General features: G+C 68.6%; 17 protein-coding genes and 1 pseudogene. 10 read left to right on the forward strand and 8 right to left on the reverse strand.

What is annotated here, in order from left to right; translation table 11 throughout:
• Window positions 1-450 precede the first annotated feature (450 nt).
• Entirely contained in the window at window positions 451-900 is a 450-nt protein-coding gene (locus tag ACIQPT_RS32750) for a hypothetical protein (protein ID WP_401161271.1), read from the reverse strand.
• Window positions 901-1,792: 892 nt separating this feature from the next.
• Here ACIQPT_RS32750 and ACIQPT_RS32755 point away from each other — a divergent pair.
• Both ACIQPT_RS32755 and ACIQPT_RS32760 read left to right on the forward strand, forming a co-directional pair.
• Complete coding sequence (locus ACIQPT_RS32755) at window positions 1,793-2,779, forward strand: hypothetical protein (protein ID WP_401161273.1); 987 nt, start codon at window positions 1,793-1,795, stop codon at window positions 2,777-2,779.
• A 200-nt stretch (window positions 2,780-2,979) separates the two neighbouring features.
• Window positions 2,980-3,249, forward strand: coding sequence for a hypothetical protein (locus tag ACIQPT_RS32760; protein WP_401161275.1), 270 nt, complete (start codon window positions 2,980-2,982; stop codon window positions 3,247-3,249).
• A 324-nt stretch (window positions 3,250-3,573) separates the two neighbouring features.
• On the opposite strand, the gene ACIQPT_RS32765 is transcribed toward ACIQPT_RS32760, so the two are convergent.
• On the reverse strand, window positions 3,574-4,338 hold the full coding sequence (locus ACIQPT_RS32765) for a hypothetical protein (RefSeq protein WP_401161441.1): 765 nt from the start codon (window positions 4,336-4,338) through the stop codon (window positions 3,574-3,576).
• Between ACIQPT_RS32765 and ACIQPT_RS32770 the strand changes: the two genes are divergently transcribed.
• The 3 genes from ACIQPT_RS32770 (at window position 4,274) to ACIQPT_RS32780 (ending at window position 7,073) form a co-directional block, all read left to right on the forward strand.
• Complete coding sequence (locus ACIQPT_RS32770) at window positions 4,274-4,690, forward strand: Helicase associated domain protein (RefSeq protein WP_097865774.1); 417 nt, start codon at window positions 4,274-4,276, stop codon at window positions 4,688-4,690. The genes ACIQPT_RS32765 and ACIQPT_RS32770 overlap by 65 nt on opposite strands.
• Window positions 4,615-4,977: a helicase associated domain-containing protein gene (locus ACIQPT_RS32775; RefSeq protein ID WP_401161420.1), complete on the forward strand. Its 363-nt coding sequence runs from the start codon at window positions 4,615-4,617 to the stop codon at window positions 4,975-4,977. Before ACIQPT_RS32770 ends, ACIQPT_RS32775 begins: the two co-directional genes overlap by 76 nt.
• Before the next feature lie 230 nt (window positions 4,978-5,207).
• Window positions 5,208-7,073 (forward strand): ATP-dependent nuclease, encoded by a 1,866-nt coding sequence (locus tag ACIQPT_RS32780; RefSeq protein WP_401161277.1) that lies wholly within the window; start codon window positions 5,208-5,210, stop codon window positions 7,071-7,073.
• A gap of 650 nt (window positions 7,074-7,723) precedes the next feature.
• Here ACIQPT_RS32780 and ACIQPT_RS32785 read toward each other — a convergent pair.
• Window positions 7,724-9,088, reverse strand: a complete 1,365-nt coding sequence (locus tag ACIQPT_RS32785; protein ID WP_401161280.1) for a hypothetical protein — start codon at window positions 9,086-9,088, stop codon at window positions 7,724-7,726.
• Window positions 9,089-9,141: 53 nt separating this feature from the next.
• Window positions 9,142-9,750 carry a hypothetical protein gene (locus tag ACIQPT_RS32790; RefSeq protein ID WP_401161281.1) on the reverse strand — a complete coding sequence of 203 codons (609 nt, stop codon included), beginning with the start codon at window positions 9,748-9,750 and terminating at the stop codon, window positions 9,142-9,144.
• 188 nt (window positions 9,751-9,938) lie between these two features.
• Between ACIQPT_RS32790 and ACIQPT_RS32795 the strand changes: the two genes are divergently transcribed.
• The 4 genes from ACIQPT_RS32795 to ACIQPT_RS32810 all read left to right on the forward strand — a co-directional run bounded on the left by ACIQPT_RS32795 (window position 9,939) and on the right by ACIQPT_RS32810 (window position 15,417).
• Window positions 9,939-11,234 (forward strand): DNA-binding protein, encoded by a 1,296-nt coding sequence (locus ACIQPT_RS32795; protein ID WP_401161284.1) that lies wholly within the window; start codon window positions 9,939-9,941, stop codon window positions 11,232-11,234.
• Between the two features lie 258 nt (window positions 11,235-11,492).
• Complete coding sequence (locus tag ACIQPT_RS32800) at window positions 11,493-12,263, forward strand: TnsA-like heteromeric transposase endonuclease subunit (RefSeq protein ID WP_401161422.1); 771 nt, start codon at window positions 11,493-11,495, stop codon at window positions 12,261-12,263.
• Window positions 12,260-14,374 carry a Mu transposase C-terminal domain-containing protein gene (locus tag ACIQPT_RS32805; protein WP_401161286.1) on the forward strand — a complete coding sequence of 705 codons (2,115 nt, stop codon included), beginning with the start codon at window positions 12,260-12,262 and terminating at the stop codon, window positions 14,372-14,374. Before ACIQPT_RS32800 ends, ACIQPT_RS32805 begins: the two co-directional genes overlap by 4 nt.
• Window positions 14,375-14,448: 74 nt before the next feature.
• The gene (locus ACIQPT_RS32810) at window positions 14,449-15,417 is read left to right on the forward strand and encodes an ATP-binding protein (protein WP_401161424.1); all 969 of its coding nucleotides are present in this window, start codon (window positions 14,449-14,451) and stop codon (window positions 15,415-15,417) included.
• Between the two features lie 629 nt (window positions 15,418-16,046).
• Here ACIQPT_RS32810 and ACIQPT_RS32815 read toward each other — a convergent pair.
• The 4 genes and pseudogenes from ACIQPT_RS32815 to ACIQPT_RS32830 all read right to left on the reverse strand — a co-directional run bounded on the left by ACIQPT_RS32815 (window position 16,047) and on the right by ACIQPT_RS32830 (window position 18,085).
• Complete coding sequence (locus ACIQPT_RS32815) at window positions 16,047-16,178, reverse strand: hypothetical protein (RefSeq protein WP_401161442.1); 132 nt, start codon at window positions 16,176-16,178, stop codon at window positions 16,047-16,049.
• 160 nt (window positions 16,179-16,338) lie between these two features.
• Window positions 16,339-16,758 (reverse strand): annotated as a pseudogene (locus ACIQPT_RS32820) (amidohydrolase family protein); the annotation flags it as partial.
• A gap of 225 nt (window positions 16,759-16,983) precedes the next feature.
• Window positions 16,984-17,517: a solute carrier family 23 protein gene (locus ACIQPT_RS32825; protein WP_401161426.1), complete on the reverse strand. Its 534-nt coding sequence runs from the start codon at window positions 17,515-17,517 to the stop codon at window positions 16,984-16,986.
• 145 nt (window positions 17,518-17,662) lie between these two features.
• Window positions 17,663-18,085 carry a hypothetical protein gene (locus ACIQPT_RS32830; RefSeq protein WP_401161289.1) on the reverse strand — a complete coding sequence of 141 codons (423 nt, stop codon included), beginning with the start codon at window positions 18,083-18,085 and terminating at the stop codon, window positions 17,663-17,665.
• A gap of 60 nt (window positions 18,086-18,145) precedes the next feature.
• On the opposite strand from ACIQPT_RS32830, the gene ACIQPT_RS32835 reads away from it, so the two are divergent.
• Entirely contained in the window at window positions 18,146-18,700 is a 555-nt protein-coding gene (locus ACIQPT_RS32835) for an FCD domain-containing protein (RefSeq protein WP_401161428.1), read from the forward strand.
• Window positions 18,701-19,058: the final 358 nt, after the last annotated feature.

The following is a 19,058-nucleotide window of genomic DNA, read 5'->3' on the forward strand; positions in this document are numbered from 1 at the left end:
CGCGCGTCCCCCTCCGGGGGAACGACGCACGACCCTACGGGTCGTAAAGATGATAAAGCCCTACGGGCTTTAAACAATTCCTCCGGAATTGTTTATGAATTCCTCCGGAATTCAAAAGACGGGCGGGTGGTCGGGCGCGTCCCAGCGCTCCGCGCCGGGAACGGTGGTGACGGGTCGTGGGGTGGTACTCCTTCCGGCTCCGCCTACAGGAGAGGCCCGCTGCGCGGGCTGCTGGCTACAGAGAGGGGGCGGCCTGGGGCGGTTGTGCGTCAACCGGCCGGACTGGGCCAACCTCTGACCCTGCATCACCACCCAGACCGGGGTACCGATTGGGAATCTCCCCCACCCCCACCCGAATTAATTACCCCCCTCGAGACATCACAGATGATGCAGCATGTTGAGTGGCCTGACTGCGATCCGCAACACCACCTTGAGCATCGGCGCCTGAAATCAAATATCAGCTAGGGATTCTCTGCAAAGCTTCGCGAATTCATTAAGTTGCCGAAGAAATTCAATTCTTTCGATGCTGTCCACACTATGTCCGTGTTTTTGAAGAAAGAAAATCCCGTTTAGTGTGACCGATAGTTCCAGTGCGGCCTCACCCAAGTGGTCAGGGGACTCAAGGCGCACGAGTTGGAGGATTTGATCCAGTTCCTTGTCGTCCTCTTCAATTGAGACCGTGGTACCTAGGCGGCTATAAATGCGCCGGGCCAGAGTAATGAGGCTGGCGTAGGTTTCTCGCCGGATCTGCCGCAGCCACTGTTGGTGTTGGGCGTCGGCTTGTCGGTCAGCTTGGTATCGCGCCGCCCGGAACGCGATGAGCGCAGCACCCCACGCTCCTGTCGCTCCCAGTACCGCGCCGCCGAGTGCCCCTACGAGTCCTGCCACTGTCGCGTCCACGCAAGAACTATGGGTGGCCGAGCTGCGCCACGGCCAGGAGCTCCGGCCCGATCCGCGGCAGGTGCGGTCGGCGTGGGAGGCTGCGCGGGTCCGGGGCGGGCGGCTGGCGTGTGGTGCCGGTGACGGAACGACCGCCCCGGGCGACTTTCACCTGCTACTGCCGTGTCGCACGCGCACGACACGAGCGCACCGTGGGGCCGACCGGGGTGGTAAGGAAGAATTCGGGCCGCTGCTCCTGGTCGTGCTCCCCGCCGGCTGTGACCGCGATCGTGACCGGACCTGTGACCGCCCCGGAAGGGCGGCCGACCCGTGTCGGCATGCGCACGAGAGCGCGGCACGCCCGGCACGGGGCACCCGCGGCACGCGTCGGCCTCCGCCCAGCCCGGCCGGAGTCCGTCCATCAGTCCGTCCAGGCCCTGTCCGGTGCCGTCCGGCTGGACAGGGCCTGGACGGGGCCCAGAGGGCTCCTGGACGGCTCCTGGCGGATGTCCGGCGGGCCCCCTGGACGGACCGCCGGACGGACTCTGGCCCCCGTCGCCCGGCCGGGGCCGGCCTTGGTTCCGGCCCGCACTTCGTGGGGCGAGCACCTCGGCTAAGAGCCGATGCGTTTCTGGTTCACCCTTCGCGGCTGATCAACGCAGTCGATGGGTTCTCAGGCTGCAACTGTTTATGCCGAAAGCAGGCACAGTTTCAGCGCTAATGCTCGATGACCTGCTGTCTTGCCGCCTACGGTCCTACTTGGGGGTCCTAGGTAGTCATGGATCTACCAGTTCCTCCGGCGCCGGTGACGACGGTGTGCGGGACGAGGGGCGGCGTTGGGTCGGAGCGTGTGGTCGGGCGCATGCTCTTCGGCGGGGGGCACCGTCGGGGTGCCGACGGAAGGAGCGAGGCCATGGGCGAACGGGTGATGACCCAGGAGGAGTCGATCGAGTATCTGCTGCGGCGCTCCCAGCGGCAGGGCGATACGTTCCCGATCCGCCGGGAGTTCATCCAGGCTCGCGTCGAGGGACGGCTCGGAGAGCCGACCACCGGACCGGGGCCACTGTCCGATCTGCTGCGGGCTCCCCACGCCCTGGAACTGCTGCTGCTGGTCTACGCCGTCACCACCGGTGTCGACTTCGGCGTCACCGAGCGCTCGCAGCTCTGGGGTCGGGCGGCCGGGATCTACCTGCTCCCCGACCGGAAGGCGAGTATGGCCGTCTCGCGGCAGTGGCAGCACCTGGAGAAGCTGGGCCTGATCGAGCGGCGGCAGCACGGTCGCCTCAAGCGCATCATCAAGCGCCGAGAGTGCGGCCTGGTCGGGGAGAGTTCTGAGGCCTACACCGTTCCCACCGGCGCCAAGGGCGATGTCTACTTCCGGGTCCCCTTCACATACTGGCGCGAGGGCTGGCACCAGAAGCTGGACATGCCTGGCAAGGCTGTTCTGCTGGCCGCGATGAGCCGGCGGAGAGAGACCTTCACCCTCCCGCAGGACACCCGCGGTGCCCGTGCCCTGGGACTGAGCCGCCACACGGTGACGCGAGGCATCGACGAGCTGCTGTCTCACGAGTTGCTCGTGAAGTCCGGTGCCGAAGAGGTGGTGAACGTGCGCACCAAGCGCGGCTACGAATGGGTGAACACCTACCAGCTGGCCAAGCCGTTCAACATCAACCTGAGCAACTCGGAGATCGAGCGCCTGAAGGCCGAGCGCATGGAGATCGAGCGCGCGGAGGACGAGCGCCTGGAGGCGAAGTACCAGACGCTCAAGGAGGTCGAACTGACGGTCGAGGAGGTCGAACTGCTGGCTCTGGGGGGCAACGCCCGCAGGAAGGCCCGGGGCAGAGGCCGGCTCCGCCATCCCGGCGGGCCGAGGCAGGCTTCACCGGGGCAGCCTGGGTGACCGCCACCGACCACCTGTGGTCGCGCGGTCGGGGACCGCCGGACCCGTCCACCGCCTCGAACACGGCGATGCGCACATACGACAAAGGGAAGCTGCAGGTCGATGCTTGCCGGCTGACCTGAGACTTCCCTGTCGTGATCACGGAATTTCGCCGCTTGTCCTCCGGTCCGTCTCGCAACAGCCGAAAGGGTCGAACTTCTATGACCTCCATCGAACGTACCTCAAACCACCGCCCGAGCATCAGCCCAGCCCTGGCCTGGGCACAGCTCTGCACCGCAGTGGCCTGCGTCTCCATCGCCCTGATCCTGCAGCTCACGGGGGCGACCGCGCTGGCCCTGCCCATCGCGGCCATGGGTGCCGCCGTATTCGGTATCCAGATCACCGTCCACATCAACCCCTCCACCCGCCCGGCAACCCAGGCCCGTCCGGCGGCCGCCGGACGCCGACGGCCGCGGTGGTGGCGCACCTGACCCAGAAACCCGGAGGGTGGCACCCCACCAGGGGGTGCCACCCTCCGGCATGTGTGCGGAGTGGTCACGGGGTCGGCTGGTGGCCGTTCTCGTTCAGAGGTGCCGCCGCCGCCGAAACCGCGCTCACCGTGCAAGGCCCAGCACCGGGGCTGGTGATCGGCTGTACGGGCCGCTAAGAGCTAATCTCCGCCCGGGTGAAGGGGCTGAGGCCCGGGGCGGAGGATCGCCGCTCAGAACGGCGCTGGGGCCTTCTCTGGGGCCTCTTCTGCCGTGGCCGCCTCCACGGCGGCGTCCCGGACCGCTTCCCACTCCCGCAGGACCCGGTCACGGTCGCGCTGGGAGGCGTGCGGCAGCGGGCGCAGTACGGGTCGCCGGGCATGGCGGCGCGGCCGCAGGGGCTGGTGTGTCCGGGGCAGGTGCCGTCGGTGGTCGGGGCACGGGGAGGGCGGCGTCGATCCGGGCGTAGCGGGCCTGGTCCTGGCAGGTGGCGTACTGGTCGCCGGTGCGGGTGCGGGTGCGGGCGGTGCAGGTGTGTCCGTCGTGGCCGGGGCAGAGGGGCCAGCCGAGGTGTTCGGCGCAGTGGGTCGCGCCGACGACGGCGAGGGGCGGGCAGCGGCCGTCGTCGGCGTCGCAGACGGGGTGCCGGTCGATGCCGCGCCGCAACTGCTCCTGCTGCTGTTCCAGGTTGGCCCACGCGGGCGGGGTGGGTGTCGGGCCGTCTTCCCAGCGGCGCCCCTCCCCGGGTGCTGTGCGGTCCGGGCCGGGGGCCTGGTGGGGCACCGCGGCGGTGCCGGCTGCGGAGCCGGGGACCGGCATCGTGGCGGCGGCCTTGAGACGGCCGGAGATCACCGCGCCGACCGTGCGGTGCAGCGGGTCGGGCAGCGAGCGGGCGATCACCTCCCACAGCAGCGGCACCGGCCACCTTGCCGCGAGGAGCCCGGACACCATGAGGCCCTGGTCCCGGAGCGTGGCTCCGGTGAGCAGCAGCTCGGGGTGTGCCGCGCCGATCGCACCCAGCAGATCGATGCCGGGCGAGGAGTCGACCCGCACCGGACCACGGGCCGGGGCACCTCTGGGTATCTGGGTCAAGCGCCAGTGCACCCTCTACGGCAGCCTCCACCCCGACCAGCAACACCTGCTCGCCGCGATCGGCATCACCCGCGACGCCGCCCGGGCGCGGGTCGGCCCGCGTGACTCCCGCCGGCTGACCACCACCCCGCGCTTCGATACCGACGTCGCCCATGCCCGCTCGTACACGGCCCAGCACGGACACCTCGCCGCACGCTCGAGCAAGGAACACGAAGGGTTCCCGATCGGACGCTGGCTGGCCGAACACCGCCAACGCGCCCGCAAAAGAACCGCGACATCACCGTCCAGCACGGCCGCCTCACCCCGGACAAACACACGCGACAAGACGGCTTCTCCCTCGGCACATGGCTGAGCCGCCAACGCCGCAACGCTCGCGCCGGCGCCCTCTCCGCCACCACCGCAGCCGCCCTCGCCAGCTTGGATCCGTGGTGGAACCCGCCCTGGCCCTACCCCTGGCACCGCACCTGGCAGCAATACCGCACCACGATCAGCGGGAACGAACCCGTCCCGGACACACTCCAACGGTGGGCCAGAGCGCAGCGCAGGCAATGGAGTACCCTCCACCCCGCCCAACAACATCTACTCACCCACACCGGCATCACTGGACGAGATCGCAGTGTCCGACAGACCGGCGGGTAACCCGTAGTGACCATCCACTCCACCATGGTCAGGGGCGCTCCCATCGTCTGAGATATGATCTTCGATCGCCCTTCTACGCTGACGCGCCCTCTGCGACGTTGGGATCCCGGCTCTCCCGTGCCTCATCAGACGCTAGAGTTTTCCCACGTCGCCCCGAAGTGGCGTGATTCAACGGCGCGTTAACGGCTGCTGGCCACCAGCGTGTCCGTGCTGTACTGCAAGGGAGCATTGTGCGACTCGTCGAACTCAGCGTCACTAATTTCCGCTCGCTGGGCGACGTCCAGAGCATGCCGATCCATAAGCAGACCATCCTGACGGGCCACAACGACTGCGGGAAAACGGCGACTTTGGACGCCATCGCCTTCCTGCTAGGCGAGCGCCCCCTCGCGGACAGCGATGTCTCTCAGTTTGCCGAGAGTGAACCCACGCGCGCTGCCCTGCCGGCGGCCGACGATGTTGGGGCACCGGTCGCGGTGACGGTGGAAGGGCGGTTCGACCTATCCGAAGTCGAGAAGAAGGCCCTGGGGCTCAGCTCTTCCATCCAGGTGCGCCGTCGGCACGTGGAAGGCGAAGGCGTCTCGCTCGAGTGGCTGGCGCAGGTGCCGCAGAATCCCGCACTACGGAACATCTCCTCGCTGAAGGTGCCTGAGCTCCGCACCCTTGCCTCCGATGTAGGCGTCAAGTTGCGGGAGGACCAGCCGAACGTCAAAGCGAGCTGGACCGAGGTTCTCGAGGATTATGTGGCCTCAGCCCCAACGGTTGCCGGTTGGACGCAGGCGCCCGAGCACGTCGTCAGCGCCCTGCCTCAGCTTCTCTATTTCCGAGGCGACGCCGCGGAGACTCCTGACACTGTGGTCCGCAGCATCCTGACCGCGAAGTTGCGTGAATACACCCTGCGTGAGGAGACCCGACAGAAGATCACCGATCTGGAGTCCGATTTTTCCGGCCTACTCAAGGACGATGCCAGCCGCCTGCAGAAGTTGGTCGAGGAACGATGCGCCCTTGACTCCTTCTCGCTGGAACCGACCGTGCAGTTCCGGCCGACTGTCAGTGGCGTCTCGATGACTGCTGCGGCACCGGGCCAGCGGGCTGTATCACTGGCTGCGGCCGGGGCGGGCCGGTCCCGCAGGATTTCGCTGGCCCTGTGGGAGGCCAGTCAACAGCTTCTCTCAGAATCAGCAAGGGACGGCGCCGCGGGCGGAGTGATCATCGCTTATGACGAGCCCGACACGCACCTTGACTATGAGCACCAGCGTCGCATCATGGACATGATCAAGGTATCGGCGTCCGCCGAGCAATCCACCGTGATCGTTGCCACCCATTCCCTGAACCTGATCGACGGCGTCGACATCCAGGACATCGTGCATCTCAACAGTAGGGATGGGCGAGCCTACGTACAGTCACTCGGCGCAGAGGACAGCGACGAGGATACTCGGCGCTTCCTCTCGAACATGGCGGTTTCCCTGGGCTTCCGCAACAGTGTCCTCCTGCACGAACGGTGTTTCGTCGGGGTGGAGGGCCCCACCGAGTACGCGGCACTGCCAGCACTGTTCAAGCTGGCGTTCGGCTACCCGGTCCAGTCTGCGGGCATCGCGCTGTGGGACTGCGGCGGCAACGACGGTGCCCTCAACTTCGCCAAATTCCTCAAGAAGCACAAGCGCACCGTCTTGTTCCTGGTCGATGGTGACTCGATCCGCGACAAGGAAAAGGAGTTCAGCCTCAATCGTCTGGAGAAGTACGGTTTCACCGAGAAGGACTGCCTATTCCTCGGAGACCCGAACGAGCTGGAGGACGTCTTCAGCGATGATCAGTGGGCCGACACCATGAATGCCGAATGGCCCCGCAAGGACGAGCAGCAGTGGACGTCCACCGACGTTGCAGCTCTGCGCAGCACCGGCAAGTTCAGCAAGTCGCTTCACACCCTGCTGTACCAGCACTCCGAGCATGCCCCTCGCAAAAAGGAGAGCATGGTCGTCGAGCTGGCACAGCGACTGCGGCAGCCCTCAGATGTTCCGCCAGCCTTGGTGAAATCGTTCAAAGATGCGATCAAGGTGGCCAGCGAGGCCGGGTTGCGTCACTGGGCCGAGAACGAGTGAGCCAGCCGCGCTGAACGGCGGGCTTTCATTCGGCTAAGACGCTGCTCACGGGTAGGCGCCTCCCATGAGTGCACTCCGGCAGAAGCCACCCACCGTCGGCCATGTCTGCTCTTCTCCTCACCGCACCACCGGCACCCGGACGGCGCGGGAGGATCTGTATGCCGAACACGCACTGCCATGGCACCCACCTCAACACTCTCCACTCGGTCCGTCACTGGCGTACTCAAAGAGTGCCACGCAGCACTGACAATCGGCAGACCGAGAACAGAGCCCAAGCAAGCTGGCACCTCCTGAAAACTCCCGGCAATGACCTGGGCAGGCTGCTAGACGGCAATGGGGCGTCGGCGTCCGTCGCTGGTGGCGTCGATGGGCGCTCTGCAGACGAAGCTAGCGCAGGCATCCACGGCGATCCCGGTACGGGGCGATGCCTGCCTGCCGCACCGGTCGCTGGGGCGATCCCGAGCTCCTGGGCGAGGTCCTCTTGATCGTCGTCAGCTATGGGCGCAGGCACGGCCGTCGGCAGAGCACCGCACGGCGGTGAGACCGCCCCTCGCCCCGCGCCTGACGGTCAGCTTCTTGGGAGATGCGATTACCTGCCCTCACCAGGTTCTGTCGGTGCCCACAGCGCTGCCGACAACCCTACGCATGTCCTATACGTCGTCGAGGCTGGGCTGGCTCCATGGTTGGTCGGGGGGCGGGCCTTGGGCGCCGAGGAGCTGGGTGATCTTCTCGGCTTCATCGCTTGAGAGATCGGAGAGCAGGCGCGTCGTTGTTCCGAGGAGGGCGTCCAGCGGTACCTGGGTACGTGCGCCGCGGGCGCTGGCGATCCCGGTGGCGAAAATGCACTGGAGAGTCTCGCCGGAGGGGATGCGGGCTACGGCCTCGATGACTCCCTCGGCCTGTCCCAGCGCGTCGCTGATGCCGTCGAGTCGGGTGTCGTGAGAGATGTCGTCGCCGGGCCCGCCGTAGCCGACGTGGCGGTCCGTCACGACCATGCGCAGAGAGGTCAACGGGATGCCGAAGCGGTCGGCCCTGTTCCTCACTTCGTCGAGGCGGGGCAGGTCGTGTTCCTGGCCGGACGGGAGCTGGCGCTGGGACTGGGCGACCAGCACGTGGAAGCGTGGGGTCTGCAGGATCAGCTGGCCGGCCTTCACTGTCCAGCGCCACGGGCTGATGTCCGCGTCTGCCACGCCGGGCACGATCATGCAGACGCGGCTGGTCCAGAGCCGGATCGCCTCACGCATGAGGTACTGGAGGTTGCCGGTGCCTGCAGCCGGGGTGCGCAGCAAGGTGGGGAGGCTGATCATGCGGACGACCCGGTTCCAGAACGCGGTATCGGTGATGTCCTCGGATTCCAGCAGGTACATCAGGGCCGTCTCGTCGAGATGGCCGACGCCTCGCTGAGGTGCGGGGAAGCTGGCGAGCGTGGATCCGCCGCCCTGCCAGAGCGCGGCGAGGAAGGCTGACATCCGGTCGGCGACGTCGGTGGTCATGCGTGCGGTGAGGGCGTCGACAGCATCGCGGGTGGGAACGCGTTCTCCCGCGCGGGCGGCTTCCGCTCCCTGGACGACTGTGTTCAGCAATTCCTCGGTCGCCGGTCTGTCGAGGGTGCCGCGGCCGCCTTCGAGGACGGAGCGGGACACCAGCTGAGGGATGCCGGGAGAGTCGTCGGCCGGCTGGAGTGCGCCGAGCGCGGAAGTGTCGAGGAGGAGCGAGGTGCTGCCGCCGGGTAGCGGGGGGAGGTCTCCTCTTTGCCGTGTGGAAGATAGTTGACCGAGCGCGAGAAGCACCGGCCGGTCGGCACGGGGAAGGCGCTGCAGGTCGTCCTCGAGTTCGCGCTGGTCCGATGTGGTGCGCAGGTAGATGAACCGGCGGGGTGTACGGAGTCTGCCGGGCCATTCCAGGACCATGTCGGGGACGTGGGTGTGGTTGAAGAATTCGGTCTTGGTGACGGTGGCGCCGGGGTCCATGCGGCACAGGTGCCGGGCGACGATGTCCTTGACCTGGGTGAACATCATCCGGTCGTCGGGCTCGTCCATGGCCTGGGAGATCGACTGTTCGACGAGGTTCACCACGAGCCCTCTCTGCGGGTGAGTTCGGCGGCGACGATGGCTGCCCAGTCCTTGAGCGGCAGGAGAGTCTCCTGCTTGTCCGAGAGGACGATCAGCCACAGGCGTGCGGCGACCGACTGGGCGAGTTCGCTGTCCAGGAGTTTTCGGGCTTCCTGGGTGTCGCTCGTGCCGAAAACGCGGCTGCTGTGCTGAAGGACTGCGCTCTCCACCTGGCCAGGTGAGTTGAGGGTGGACCAGGAGTTCGCCCGGAACGGTGCCCAGGTGATCCACATGAAGTGGTCGCTGAGAAGGTGCTGGGCCTGGGCGGCCACGTAGCACTTGGCGAGGAACTCGTCGAACTGCGTGCCCTGATCGCTGGGTTGCGCGTAGTTCTTGACCTCCGCGCAGAACATGTCGTTCTGGTAGGGATCGCCGCGCATGGCACCGCCCAGATCGAAGGAGAAGGTTCGGCCCCCGTACGGCCAGGCGAGGGTCAGCCGACGGCCGCAGGACTCCGAGTCCGTGTTCGCGTACGCACCGAAGATGCGCATCGTGCCCTCGAGCCACTGCTTGGCTCTTCGAGCCCCCGAAAAGCCCTTCACCTGAGCGTCTTCACCAACCACCACAGGCGTAGCTTAGTGCGATCGGGTCATCACAGTGTGCTCGAACGGGCTAATCTCCCACCACACTGAGGGGGTTGGCTTCAGGAAGGGGCAGCTGCGGCCCTGAGGAAGTGAGCCAAAGACGGCCGCGGGATGGAAGGAACTGCCGCGAAGACGCCCTCCTTGATCGGCGGACACGAGACCGTGGTGGAGTGATCCTTCCTCCCGGCCTTCTGCGTACCGCTCCCCTGCGCGGAGAGACGACGTCGTCGCTGATCTGCCGCATCGCCAGCCGCTACGGGCTCGAAGCGAAGGCGTTGCGGTCCTGCTGGAAGTGGCGCAGCCACGCGCCTCGGCACGACGGCGGGGGCGCGCGGGCAGACGCCGAGGTGTTGTTGAACACGGCGGGGCGGCGGCTCCTGGCAGGTCTGTGCGGCGTGGAGGAGGGTGTGCTGGCGCGGGCGCTGCCGTCCTGGGGGCGGGAGGATGCCAGGCTGCCGGCCGCGGATGCCGGGGAGCCGGTGGCGGCGTGGCGGATCGGTGGTGCGGTTGCCGGGCCGGTGGCGTTCGGCTGTCGTCTGTGCACGGCCCGGCGTACGGGGACGGCTGGGCGGGCGGTGCTGTACGCCCCGCGGTGGAACCGTGTGTGTGCACGGCACGCGCGGTGGCTCCTGGACGCGGACGCCGACCAGCCCCACGAGCATCTGGACGTGCGGCGTCTGCCGGAGGTGGTCGCGGCGCAGCGGCGGTGGGCGGGGGTGGCGCGGCGGGCGGTGCGGGCGGGGGCCGAGCCGGAGAGGGTGTTCGCGCTGGCGCAGGCGGTGGTGGCCCGGTGGTGGGAGCAGGCCCTGCACTGGGAGCGGGAGAAGGTCTGGCCGCGGCGGTTGCATCAGGTCGCGGGCGGTGATGCCGGGGGTGATCTGGAGTGGTGGCGGATCGTGGGGCGGGACGCGGTCGTCTTTCCCGAGGTAGTGGCCGTAGCCGATGTGTTGCTTGATCCGGCTATGGCCCAGTTGGTGTGGGTGGACAGCGGTGCCGGGCAACCGCGAGTGCTGCCCGTCGATGGGTTGTTCTGCCGTCGGCTCGGTGAGCGGGTGGGGCGGGAGTGGCTGGGGCCGCTGGCTGCGGCGGACCATGGCGGTCCGCTGATCGCGTGGATGGGCAGCGTCATTCGGCTGCGCCGTGGGGCCGGTGGGCCCCCCGGATACGACAACGACCCCTGGTGGCTGCGCCGGGAGCATCAGCCGGTGACGATGGCGGGGCAGTTGCGGGTGCTGGGCAAGGAGAAGAAGGCACCCGGTTCGGGGACGATGTGGCGGGCGGTGGTGCCGGCCGAGCAGCGGAGCGGATCGGCAGTCTCCTCGGTAGTGCCGAGGAGCAGTTGCTGCAGCTGCGCGGCGTGCAGAGCGGGCCGACCGCCGAGGTCGCCCGGCAGCTGCTGCAAGGTCTCGGTCGCAGTGCTGGTCTGGTCGAGGCGGCCTGGAAGCGGACCGCGGTGGCGGCGGTGAACGGCGGGGTGCCGTTGGAGGAGGTGGCCCGGTGGGCGGATATGTCCCCCGGGACGCTGAGGAGGATGCTGACGGCGGGCGGTCAGGAAGAGGGCGGCTGAGAGCAAGGTGGGACCGGGCGCATCGGCTGTTAGCTGATACGGCACTCGTTTGTGGCAGAAACCCTGAAAACGACGATGCTTGTCGGCGGGAGCGGCTTGGCTGACGCGGGTGATCAGCACAGGAGAGGCCGCCCGGCCCGGGGGCCGGGCGAGGCGAGTGGCCGTGGATCGTCGGAGCGGGTTCGAGGCGGTGTTCCTCGATCCGGTGGGGCAGTCGGTTCAGCAGCGGTGGGCGGATGCCGCCATGACCGTGGGATTCGAGGAGTTGCCGCCGGTGTCGGCGTTCCCGGTGATCCCGGGGCGCCGCTGGGGGCCGGGGCTGTGGTGGTCGGCGACCACCGGGCGGCACGTGGCGGCCGGGTCGAACGCGATGCGCACCCAGTTGATGGTCCTGGACCGCGACCCCGATGTGACCGGGCTCGCGGGGCGTCCGGTGCGGTTGCTGTGGCGGGAGGAACGGGGCCGGGTGCGTTCCTGGGTGCCGCAGCTGTTCGCCCGGTACCGCGACGGCACGGGTGTGCTGGCCGACTGCCCCAGCCACATGGAGGCCGGCGGCGACCGTGCGGTGAAGGCCGCCGAAGCGGTGAGCGCGGCGTGTGAGGAGATCGGCTGGGCCTACCGGCGTCTTGCGCCGCTCGACGACGTCCTGGCCGCCAATCTGAAGTGGCTGGCCGGCTACCGCCACCCCCGCAACGTCGGCCGCCCCGGCCTGACACCTGCGGTGGTGGAGGCGTTCGCGCGGCCGCGGCCGCTGATCGAGGGTGTCGAAGCAGCCGGTGACCCGATCGAGGTCCTGCCGGTGGTCTTTCACGCCCTGTGGCACGGGCGGGTGACGGCAGACCTGGAGGCACCGCTGCATGAACGCGTCCTGGTCGGTCCCGCGGGCTGGAGTGGCCCGGGTCCGGGCACGGCGGGAGGGGCTCGGTGACCGCGCGGCGCAACGCCCGGCCGTCGGTGAAGGCCGGGGCGCAGGTCAGGTTCCGGGGTGTGAAGTGGCAGGTGGTCGCCCTGTCCGGGCAGACCATTCACCTCGTCGGCCCGGACGGCGGTGGCGAGGCGGTGCTCGCCGGGTACCTGTTCGCCGATCCCGGCTTCAGCGTCATCGGAGCCGATGTACCGCAGGCGGCCCCGCAGTGGGGGCTGTTCGAGACCGCCCCCGCCGCGGCACGTGAGAAGGCCCTGGCTTGGCAGCGGCATGTGCGGGAAGTCGAATGCGGCCTTGCCTGCGGGCCCGGCAGTGCTGGAGCGGTGCGTGAGCAGTACGACCCAGAGCGGCACACGCTGGCCGAGCGGGAGCAGGCCAAGGCCGAGGAGCTGACCGCGCTCGGGTTCGGCCGGGTGTCGCGCACCACGGTGCAGCGCATGCGGCTCGCTTATCGCAAGCAGGGCCTGTGGGGGCTCTTGGACCACCGCACCACTCGTGCCTCCAGCCCTACCGGGCGGTCCGACGAACGGGTCGTCGCCGCCGTCCGTGAAGCGCTGCGCCGCCGGCGCGGGCGCTCCAAAGGCACCATCAACGGCCTGTTCCCGCTCATCAACCAGATCCTCGAAGATCAGCATGGCCCCGGCGCGGTACCCGTGCCGTCCCAGGCGACGCTGTACCGGCTCGTCACCACACTCGCCCGCCCCGGCGAACTGCCCAGCGGTCCGGTCCGCCAGGTGCCCGCGAGTGTCGAGGGGCGGGCTTTCACCCCTGCCATGGCGCTGCGGCCGGGCGAGCAGGTCCAGATCGACACCACCCGCCTGGATGTCCTGGCCCTCTTCGACGACGGGCGTCTGGCCCGGCCCGAACTGACTATCGCCGTCGACGTCGCCACCCGCTCCATCCTCGCCGCCGTGCTGTGCCCCAGCGCGACCAAAGCCGTCGACGCGGCCCTGGTGCTCGCGGAGATGGCGGTCCCGCACCCCGCCCGCCCGACCTGGCCGGACATCCTGCGCATGGACCACGCCCGCGCACTCCCCCACCAGCGGCTGGCCACGCTGGACGAGCGTCTGGCCGGTGCGGCGGCCCGGCCGGTCGTCCTGCCCGAGACGATCGTCGTCGACCGCGGCAAAGTCTTCATCTCCCAGGCGTTCACCGCCGCCTGCGAGAGCCTCGGCATCAGTGTCCAGCCGGCCCCGCCCCGCGCCCCCACCGCGAAGGGCATCGTCGAGCGCACCTTCGGCTCCATCAACGCCCTGTTCTGCCAGCACCTGCCCGGCTACACCGGATCCAACGTCACCCGCCGCGGCCCCGACACCGAGAAAGACGCCTGCTACAGCGTCGCCCAGCTCCAGGGCCTCCTCGATGAGTGGCTGGTGCACTACCACCACCGGCCCCACGAAGGGCTGCGCCACCCGATGATGCCCAGGAAGGCCCTCACCCCGAACCAGATGTGGGCCGTCCTTGTCGCGGTCGCCGGGTACGTGCCCGTCCCGCTGACCGGGCGCGACTACCTCGAGCTGCTCCCCGTGCGCTGGCAGGCCATCACCCCCGCCGGCATCACCATCCACCACCGCACCTACGACGCGGACCTCCTCGCCCCGCACCGCAGCCAGGCATCCCCCGTCGCCGGCCGCGGCGGGAAATGGGAAATCCACTACAACCCCCACGACGTGCGCCAGATCTGGGTCCGCCTCCCCGACGGTGAACTCACCGAGATTCCGTGGATCCACCGCGACCACGTCCACCGGCCCTTCGACGAACGCACCTGGCAGCACATCCGCACCCAGGCCGTTGACGGCAACCACGGTGACGCCGAGCAGCACGAAGCCAGCCTCGCCGACGCCCTCGACCAGCTCATGCGCCGCGTCCACAGCGGCCACGCCACCACAACGGAGCAGGCCCTCCTGGCCCGCACCGCTCACCTCCCTCTCCCCGCAGCCCGCGATGGGGACCACGGCACCGAAGCACCCGCCGGCAGCCCGGCGCAGCAAGGCGACGAAGGCAACGACGACAGCATCGACGACCTCGACAACCTGCCCGACGACGACCTCAGCCCCGCCCCGGCCACCGGATTCGGGCTCTACAACGCGCACGAGGAAGCCGCCACATGGTGAACCCCAGCCAGACAAGCGCGAGCAGCACACCAGGCGGTCCCGGCGACAACGGCGGAGCCGAGCTGTCCTGGCCGCTGACCACCTGGCAGGGCTGGCACCGCTTCGCCACCACCGACCCGCCCCGGCCCGGCGACCCGCCCCGCAGCACAGAGGAACGCCTGGCCTACCACTCCAGCTTCGTCACCATCCGCACCCCCGCCATCCACACCCTGGCCACCCAGGTCCGCACCCTGATGATCCTCGGACGCCACCAGCAGACCACCGCACGGCCCTCCCTCATCGTCACCGGACCCGCCGCAGCCGGGAAACCCACCGCCCTCCTGAACGTCGGGCGAACCTGCCACCTCGCCCACACCCGCAAGAACCCGGCACCGCCCGGATCAGCGCACGCCTCGGTACCCGTCGCGTATGTCCTGGTCCCGCCCGGCGCCACCGCGAAAACCCTCATCACCGAATTCGCCCGCTACCTCGGCATCCCCGTGGCCGCGCGCATGACCCAGACCCAGATCACCGAAGCCGTCTGCCACACCTACACCCAGGCCGGCATCCAGCTCGTGATGATCGACGAGATCCACCGCCTCAACCCCCGCACCACCACCGGCGCCCAAACCGTCGACCTTCTGAAAGACCTGAGCGAACGCCTCCCCGCGACATTCGTCTACGCCGGCATCAACGTCACCGACACACCCCTCTTCACCGGCACCCGCAGCGCCCAACTCGCCGGACGCGCCACCCTCGTCGACTGCGGCCCCCTACCCGCCCGCCACGGCACCCGCCACCCCTTCCGCGACGTCATCACCGACATCGAAAACCACCTCGACCTCCAGCAGCACAAACCAGGCACCCTCCCCCGCCACGCCCCCTACCTCCACCAGCGCACCGCAGGCCGCATCGGATCCCTCACCCGACTCATCCGCCAAGCCGCCATCACCGCCATCAGCGACGGCACCGAACGCATCACCAAACAATCACTCGACACCATCCGCCTCGACCACCTCGCCGAAACCCACCACCGCCCCCACACCCGCACCCGAAACCGCTAGCCCCGCCCATCAGACAGACAAAAAGCTCTGACCAGCACAAACACCAATCGGGCCTTTACACGCTAGAACTACCTACAACACACCCAGCCGCCCTCAGCACAGAACACATAACTCCAGCTCAGATACCCCGACCCAGCTGCCAAGACCGCCCATTCCACCTCTCAGCGAACCAGCAACACCCCAGACCAGCCGCCCCGCCACACACCAACAAACCCCCCTCCCAGCGTTATCCGGGGTTGGTGATGTCGGCAGGAAGAAGGTCCGCGGCCGGTTTCTCGGCGATGGTGCTGGTACGCGTAGCAGGGCCGACCGCGGCGGCGCCGGTGGTGGTGGCGGTGGTGGCGGTGGTGGCGGCATGTTCGAGCCAGGTCCAGCCGGCGGCGCACGACGAGTGCCCGGTGGCTGGCTCGTGGGCGATCCGCTGGGCGAACTCGGCTGCCTCAGCGAGCCGGAAGCCGTCGCCGCAGGTGCTGTTGGGTGCCGAGTCCGAAGCGGATGCCGTGCTCGGCCATGGTGGTGGCCGGGGCGACGGCGTTGTTCTTCCAGGCGCTGGCCACCGGGTTGTAGCTGATGGCGGTTCCGGTATCGGTGAGCAGGGTCAGTTCGTTGGGGGGGTCGCGGGGAGGGGATCAGGGTGGTGTGGGCGGCAGGCGGCTGTGGGCCCAGCGCGCCGGTGCGGTGCAGGTATTCCAGGGGCGCAGTCCGTGCTGTACGAGGGAGTATTCGACACCGGCCAGGTGCTCGTTGGCGTGGATCTGCACGGCTGTCCCGGCTTCCGTGGCGAGACGTGCGGTGCGGTGAAGGGTCGTGGGGGTGGCGGCCTCGGGGATCGAGAGGGCGAGGGAGGGCGTGGATCAGCGGGTGACCGTCGTAGCGGGTGAGGTGCTTATCGGCGCTCGCGAGGACAGCGGTGACGGTCGCGGCGTCATCGGCGACGGCAGTCGTAGCGGCCTCACCAGTGACAGTCGTAGCGTCGCCGGCGGCGGTCGCGGCGTCATCGGCGGCGGCAGTCGTAGCGGCCTCACCGGTGACAGTCGTGGTGTCACCGGCGACGTCGTTGCACACGAGGCCGGGCACACAGCGGATCCCGGCATTATGAGCGGCCGACGCGACGACATCGACGTCCGCATCGGCGCGCGTACCGGCATCGGTGACGGTGGTGAAGCCACCGCGCAGGGCCTCCGACGCGGCCAGTTCGGCCGCGTCGGAGGCCGATTCCTCGTCCAGCGTTCCTTCCAGCGGAACCCGGACCCTGCGAAATATCTCCGCCGGCTCCCCGAAAGTGAGCGCGGAACCGAAACTCTGCGTCAGGTGATGATGGGCATCGACGAAGCCGGGCATCAGGAGATGACCGGGCAGCCGTACCACTCGAGCCCCGGATACGTAGGCGCCACTTCCCCGGGCAGGTCCGACGGCGTGGAAACAGCCGCCGTCGACGACCACCGCGTATCCGTCGACGAGGCCTTTGGCAGCGGCACGGCATCGGGTACCAGCAGTAGCGGTCCTGGAGAGCCGAGGGGGTCACGTGTGAGCCGGTTCATCGGTTGTTTCCCGTGCGTGGGGTGGTCAGCCGGGCAGTGACACGCGGCCTGGCATGGTGGGAAAAGGGATGTTGAGTACGGCGGCGACGAACGCGCCCACAGCGACACCGCTTTCGAGGAGGATGCGGACGTTCGACGGGAAGCCGGCGTACACACCGGGGACGAGGATCGGCAGCAGACCCAGCGCCAGAGCAACGGCACAGATGGACGTATTGGTGTGCCGGTCGAGGTCGGAACGGCCCGGCATCTGCACACCGAGCACGGTGATCACCGCGAATACGGCCATGGTTGTCCCGCCGGCCACAGCCGACGGGACGACACTGATCACCCGGGTCACCGGCGCGAGGAACCCGACAACGATCAGGACCACACCGGCCGCGGCGGTGACGTAACGGCTACGGACACCGGTGACCCGCACGATCCCGATGTTCTCTCCGCTGGTCACCATCAGTGGCAGACCGAAAATCCCACCGAAGAGCGAGGTCAGCGCGTCATCACGGACAGTCCCGGGAACGTCGGTAGGTGTATCGATCTCTTTCCCGACCGCCCCGGCGTTGATGGTTGATGACGGTCTGGCCGGTGGCCTCCGCCATCGGAGCGAGGCTGTAGAGCATCAACAGCACCACGGCGACCACACTGGACCGGGGTGAACCGCACGGCATCGGCTCGGGCACCTGTGGCCCCCGCGCCGCCGGCGGCTCGCATCAAGGCCGATACGGCCGAGAGGCCCGGCCAGTACCGTGCCGGCGGCCAGCCCGAGCATGACCGCGAGTTACCGCAGCGCTCCCGTGAGCAGCAGGTAGAAGCACGGCAGTGAACCCGATCGTCGCGATACCGAGCGCGAGGTTCATCGGGTCCGCGAATCCGCGCTCGCCGGGCCGGCCGGTCACCAGGACCGTACCGGCCTTCACGAGAATGACACCCATGATCGCGATCATCGTACCGATGGCCAGCGCCGGGAAAGGCCTCAGCAACCACAAAAAGGGACCCGGCAGAACAACGCCGCCGAGCCCGGCGGCTGTCTCCCACCCGGGCGTGAACCGGCCCAGCGGCTTGGCGTCTGACGCGCCTGGGTCAAGCAGGGCATCACCGTCCTCGAAGTACAGGGCCTGGTCGAGGTGCACCACGGTGGCGGCACTCACCTCGTCGGCGACAGCCTCGACGTGACCGAGCCCGTCGAGCGGCTCGTGGAACGCAGGCGCCGGCTCCCCGGCGTACTCCAAGCGCGTAAAGCCCTGGAGACCAAGCTCGCCGAACTCTTCGCGGAGCGCCGCACGGAGGAGGACCTCGCGGCCCTGCGCGACGCCCTCGCGTATACATGGCGCGGGAGATCGAGCGGCGCGAGCACCGTGTGGAGCGCGACCGCCGCTTCCACGCCGCCATGGCAAAGGGCAGCCCACAGCACACTCTCTCTCCCTCGCGGAGTTCATGCGCTCGGTCACCGGGCAGATCACAGAGCCCCACTACAAAACACCACACCAACAAGGCCGTGCTCGATCCCGAAGAGAATGATCCGCCCGAGGGGACACGACACGTCGACCGGGTCCACGGGGAGCGCAGATGGGTATGCGGCACCCCTGCATGACCGGTCGCTAAGGTCCGGCTGCTCGGCTGGGGCCCGGAGAGCGACGGCAACCGAGACGGCCCGCCCGACGACCCGCGCGCGGACGCGGCCATCCATGTCGCCCAGGCCGCACCGGACCAGGAGAGCACCGTGCCCGGGAATTAGCCACCGCCCTTGACTGGAACCGATAAGACGTGGCCTCTGAGATGCGGGGCCCCTCACCGACCCCACCGCAACCACAACCGCTCAGCAGCCGCAGCCGATCGAGCAGGGTCGAGCGGATGGGAGGGGGAGCGCTCACGCAAGGTGTGGCGCCGGGTGGCCCCTTGACCTCCATGGCTGCAGCCACTAATTTGCCGTGAACGTCGATCCCCTGCCCTCGAAAGGAGGCGACCAGCTGATGTTCACCTACTCCGACCTCGGTCGCCTCGCCGAGTGCACCGCCTGGGTTCCGGGCCGGATCGCGCACGGCTGCTGAGCACGCCCCCTCTCCTTCTGTGCCCTTTTCGTGGCATATTCCGGACTTCCCGGATCTC

The sequence above is a fragment of the Streptomyces sp. NPDC091289 genome, assembly GCF_044757365.1.
GTDB lineage: Bacteria > Actinomycetota > Actinomycetes > Streptomycetales > Streptomycetaceae > Streptomyces.

Excerpts from the sequence above, each read along its gene's own strand:
- ACIQPT_RS32755 (WP_401161273.1), top strand. The coding sequence starts at position 1,793 with ATGGGCGAACGGGTGATGACCCAGGAGGAGTCGATCGAGTATCTGCTG.
- ACIQPT_RS32760 (WP_401161275.1), top strand. The coding sequence starts at position 2,980 with ATGACCTCCATCGAACGTACCTCAAACCACCGCCCGAGCATCAGCCCA.
- ACIQPT_RS32770 (WP_097865774.1), top strand. The coding sequence starts at position 4,274 with ATGCCGGGCGAGGAGTCGACCCGCACCGGACCACGGGCCGGGGCACCT.
- ACIQPT_RS32785 (WP_401161280.1), bottom strand. The coding sequence starts at position 9,088 with ATGTTCACCCAGGTCAAGGACATCGTCGCCCGGCACCTGTGCCGCATG.